Genomic DNA, 4,568 nt, shown 5'->3' with positions numbered 1-4,568 from the left:
CGCGTGGGCATTGCCGCGCGCCTGCGCCAGCCACTGGGCCACGGCGTCGGCCGGCGTGGCGCGCATGGTGATGGTGGCGGCGCCATCGCCGCTGGCCGTCATGAGCTGGGCATTGGTGCCCAGGCTCTCGCGCACCGAGGTTTCGAGGGCGCGCAGCGCATCGTCGCGGTTCAGCCGGGGCTGCGCCTGCAGCGCCTTGGCGCGGTTCTGCAGGAGGGCCATCTGCTGCAGCTGCGCATCGAGCTGCGCATGGTCGGCCGGCGCCGCGGCCAGCGTGCGCAGCGCGGGTGCGAGCGCAACCCACCAAAGCAGCGCGAGCACCACGAGCGCGGCCGCGATGGCGACCATGCGCCGCTCGCGCAGTTCGAGCGCGGCCCAGCGGGCCCGGAGCTGTTCGCCGAGGTTCATCGCGCAGCCTCGGCCTGCACCAGCAGCAGGTCGCCTTCGGCGCGCACGCTGTAGCCGCGTGGGCCCATCGCGCCCGAGAGCCGCGTGAGCTCCGAAGGCTGCAGGCCCAGGCCGCGCAGGCGCAGCTGGCCGGCGCTGTAGTCGATGGCGCTGGGCGTCCTGCCCGGCGGAAGATGGGGAGCGAGCGCGCCGATCATCGGTTCGAGGTCGCTGCCCGCGACATCGCCCACGGCCTGCTGCAGCGCCGCGACCTCGCGCGCCATCTGCAGCGGCGCGTCGACCACGAGTTTCACGGAGGGGAAGGTCTGGGTCAGCATGGTCTTCACGGCCTGGCGCTTGGCCTCGAGTGCATTGCGCTCCTTCCAAGCCCAGGCATTGAGGCCGATCAGTTGGGTCAGCAGCAGGGCGACGATGCCCCAGCGCGCGGCGCGCCACTCGGGCGCATAGCGCAGCGTCTGCATCACCGACGCAAATTTCTTGCCGGCGCGGGCACGGCCCGTCACGGCGAGGTCGAACTGCGCGAGCTCCCAGGGCGAGCGCGCCGCCTGCAGCCAGCGCTGCGGCGCCTGCACGATGGGCACGCGGCGCTCGAGCAGGTGCTCGGCGGCTTGCGCGACGGCGGGCTCGGCGCTGATCACGGCGGTGTCCAGCGGCAGGCCGGCGGCCAGCGCCAGCCCGGCACCCGCGAGCGGCAGCGAGACCACGCCGTCGGCATCGCACACCGTGAGCTGCGGCGCCTCGGCTTCGCCGGTGACCTGCAGCAGCGGCGGGCCGTCCGCGGGCTGTGGCGCGAATTCGGGAACGATGCGCACCACGCGCCGCCCGGCCGACTCCAGCCCCTGCACCAGCGTGCGCAGCCAGATGCGGTTGCAGGCCGCCACCCAGACCGGCGCGCCGGCCTTGGCCGCGGGTTCGAGTGCGAAGTGCAGGGCCTCGGGATCGTCGAGCAGATGCTCTTCGAGCAGGCCGTCGAGCACGGCGCGCAGCTTCGACGCGCTGCTCGTGCTGCCCTTGGGCAGCGTGACGCGGTGCCAGGACAGCGCCGCGGCCGGAATGCCGAGCGTGACTTCCGCGCTGGCCGGCAGCAGCGCGAGCAGCGCGCGGCCATGGTTGCGCAGGGCGATGCCGTCGTCGCCAGCCTGGGCCCAGTCGTACTCGCCCGCGGCGTCGGCCGGGGGGAGGGGAGCGATGAGCAGCAGCGGGGTCATTTCGTTTTCAGGAGGGCGGGTGATTGTAGGGGTGCACCGATGGTGCCATTGCTACTCTATTTGTAGCGTTTGACGTAGATGCGACGGGCTCTGGACGATGTATTGATGCAACAGAAATGAAGAAAATCAGCCGCACTCAGGGTTTAGCCGGAGTGGCCGTGGCAAGGCCGGCGCCGCGGTTGCGCCAGATCGTCTTCACCGTGACGCCGTCGCGCTGCAGCAGCGAGCGTTCCTCGACCCAGGTACGGTCGAGCCGCAGCCGGCCGTAGACCTCGAAGAACTGGGTGCCCACGCTGTGCTGCCCGGCGTTGAACTGCGTGCCGCCGTTCGGCAGCGCGGCGTTGGCGTCGGCAATCTGCTTGAAGTACGAGCGCGTGCGCTTTTCCACCAACTGGCGCGCGTCGCTGATGCTCAGCGACGGCAGGCTGGCGCTGATGGCTTCGGCGCTCGCGGTATTGATGTTGAGCGGCGTGCGTATCGGGAGGACCGTCACGTAGGGCTCGAGCGCGGCCGCGGTCGAAGGCGAAAGGCCGAGCCACACCAGCTGCGAAACCTCCTGCGGCATCAGCGGCGCCGCGCCGGCATCGCCGCCGCCGGCGGCATCGGTGCCGGTGGCCAGCGCGCGCGCGAGCGAGGACGTCATCGCGCTGAGCTCCGAGGCCGGCAGGCCCAGGATGTTGAACAGCTTGGTGAAGGTGGCGATGCTGGCGGGCACCGGCTTGTTGCCGTCGACCAGCGACAGCACGTTGAGCTTGGATTGCGCATCGACGATGCGGCCCGACAGGAAGGCATCGGGCAGTCCTTCGAGGTTGTCGCTGGCCACGTTCCTCTCGGCCGACAGAAAGCTCGTGAGCCGGGCCTCCGCGAGAGGCACGGCCCAGGGCTCGGCCAGGTGGTCGGGCCCGCCGGTGAGGGCGTCCTCGCGCAGGATCAGGCGCGACCAGTCGAGCGCGCCGATCAGCACCCACGCCGCCTGCACGCGTCCGCGCTCGGCCGCCTCGACTTCGGACGCGCGCCATTGCTGCCACAGCGCCGCGGCGGAGAAGGTGGCGACCAGCATCACGGTCAGCATGGCCGCGAGCAGCGCGGCGCCGCGCTGGCGTTGCCCGGTTGTTCTGCAAACCGTGGATGCGGTCATGAGCGCGGCGCCCCCACCGTGGGCTTGACCCAGTCGCGCGTGAGCATGCCCGCGAGCCCCTCGCCCGGGGACAGGGTCAGCACCAGCCGAACGCCGTCCGGCATGTTCACGAGGGCGCCGATGGGATTGGCCGGGTTCGCCGGATTGGGCGCGCTGGCCGGCAGCTCGCCCGCGGGCGTCCAGGCGTTCTCGCGGAAGTAGTAGAGCTGCCAGCTCGTGGCCGGCATCAGCGCGACGTCGCCGCCGCCGCCTTCCTGCGCCCACGAGGAGGCCAGGTTCCACGCCTGCTGCCATTCGCCGCGCGTGGTGAAGGGCGGCGACTGCCAGCGCCGCCAGCGGGTGCCGTCGGCACCGGTGCGCAGCGTCCACGCCACCACCAGCATGGCGGGGGCGCCCGCATCGCTGCCGCGGCGCGTGAGCCGCAGCACGCGGCCGTCCCAGTCGATCGGGCGGGTCTGCGCGATCGGGGTCACGGCGTCGAGGTCGGCGCCCCATTGCGAGAGCGTGGTCTGCAGCGCCAGCATCGCGTCGGCGCGCTGCTGGTTCAGCGTGGTGGCGCGCGACATGCTGTCCAGCCCGCGCCAGCTCACGAGCGCGAGCAGCGCCATCACCGAAATGGCCACCAGCAGCTCGATCAGCGTGAAGCCGCCGCGGGCTCCCTGGCTTGCGAAGCGGCGCATCAGAAGCGGCCCACCACGGTCGAGATCCGCAGCACCGGCGCGTTGGCCTCGTCGCGCACCTGCACGTCGACGCGCCGGAAATTGGGGTTGAGCGTGGCGATGATGGAGGTGGTCACGTTGAACGAGACGCCGGCCTGCACGCAGATCGAGCCCGARTCGCCCACCGCGGGCATCTGCCTGGCGAGCCGCGCCTTGGCAAGCTCGTTTTCCGCGCACAGGTCGGCCAGCAGCAGGTCGGACTGGCGCTGCGCATTGCGCGTGAGCGACATCGTGGCCTGCGAGCCCGCCGCGAGCGCCAGCGCGACGATGCCGAGCGCAATCAGCACCTCGATCAGCGTGAATCCGCCGCATGCCGAATTGCGCCTGGATGTCACGGCGTGCTMACGGTGAAGGGCCTGAGGCCGTCGGTGGCAATGCGCAGCGAGCGCGCGGGCGGGCCTTCGGAATACAGCACGATCTGCTGCGCGGCAATGATCGGGTCGGGGCCCAGTTGCACCGCCGCCACCGGCGCGCCGCCGGCCAGCGAAGCCGTGGCGCTGATGCCGCTCGCGGCCCAGCCGCTGGGCAAGGCATCGGGCGGCAGGCCGTCGAACACGAAGCTGCCGCCTTCCACGAGGCGCCACCGCACCGCAACGCCGCTCGCGCGCGATTGGGCACGGGCCGATTCGAGCAGCGCGGCCAGCCGGTCGGCCTCGCGGTCGAGCCGGGCCGCGTTGGTGTCGCGCAGCGCGAAGCTCACGCCGGCCGTTGCGATCGCGATGATCGCGATCACCACGATCAGCTCGAGCAGCGTGAAGCCGCCCGTGCGCCTACTGCCAGCTGCCRATGTCGGCATTCTTGCCCTCGCCGCCGGCCTGGCCATCGGCGCCGAGCGAGAGCACGTCGATTTCGCCCTTGATACCCGGATTCATGTATTGGTACGGATGGCCCCACGGATCGTTCGGCAGCTTCTCGACGTAGGGCTTCCAGTTGGGCGCGGCCGGCCCGGCGGTCGGTCGCACCAGCAGCGACTGCAGGCCCTGCTCGGCCGTTGGGTAGCGCTGGTTGTCCAGGCGGTAGAGCTTGAGCGCCTGCATCAGGTTGTTGATGTCGGTCCTGGCGGCGGTCACGCGGGCGTCGTCGGCGCGCTCGATC

7 protein-coding genes are annotated in these 4,568 nt (G+C 71.6%); all 7 read right to left on the bottom strand.

Going from position 1 to position 4,568, the window contains the following annotated elements:
• Positions 1–408, bottom strand: a 408-nt coding sequence (gene gspM / locus AC1DOC_RS20355; protein WP_478130375.1) for a type II secretion system protein GspM, incomplete at its 3' end; no start/stop codon positions are given.
• Entirely contained in the window at positions 405–1,616 is a 1,212-nt protein-coding gene (gene gspL, locus AC1DOC_RS20350) for a type II secretion system protein GspL (protein WP_018903569.1), read from the bottom strand. The genes gspM and gspL, both read right to left, overlap by 4 nt.
• Positions 1,617–1,752: 136 nt before the next feature.
• Positions 1,753–2,754, bottom strand: coding sequence for a type II secretion system minor pseudopilin GspK (gene gspK / locus AC1DOC_RS20345; RefSeq protein ID WP_012746226.1), 1,002 nt, complete (start codon positions 2,752–2,754; stop codon positions 1,753–1,755).
• Positions 2,751–3,434, bottom strand: coding sequence for a PulJ/GspJ family protein (locus AC1DOC_RS20340; protein ID WP_018903567.1), 684 nt, complete (start codon positions 3,432–3,434; stop codon positions 2,751–2,753). The genes gspK and AC1DOC_RS20340 overlap by 4 nt, the downstream gene beginning before the upstream one ends.
• Positions 3,434–3,808 (bottom strand): type II secretion system minor pseudopilin GspI, encoded by a 375-nt coding sequence (gspI, locus tag AC1DOC_RS20335; RefSeq protein WP_018903566.1) that lies wholly within the window; start codon positions 3,806–3,808, stop codon positions 3,434–3,436. The genes AC1DOC_RS20340 and gspI overlap by 1 nt, the downstream gene beginning before the upstream one ends.
• Positions 3,805–4,269: a GspH/FimT family pseudopilin gene (locus AC1DOC_RS20330; protein ID WP_478130374.1), complete on the bottom strand. Its 465-nt coding sequence runs from the start codon at positions 4,267–4,269 to the stop codon at positions 3,805–3,807. Before AC1DOC_RS20330 ends, gspI begins: the two co-directional genes overlap by 4 nt.
• Positions 4,244–4,568 (bottom strand): type II secretion system major pseudopilin GspG (gspG, locus tag AC1DOC_RS20325; protein WP_478130373.1); only part of this gene is annotated, 325 nt, incomplete at its 5' end. The genes AC1DOC_RS20330 and gspG, both read right to left, overlap by 26 nt.

Source organism: Variovorax sp. 01T439_2, assembly GCF_056398445.1.
Note: the sequence above shows the minus strand (reverse complement) of the source record. Positions and strands in the feature narration are given on the sequence as shown.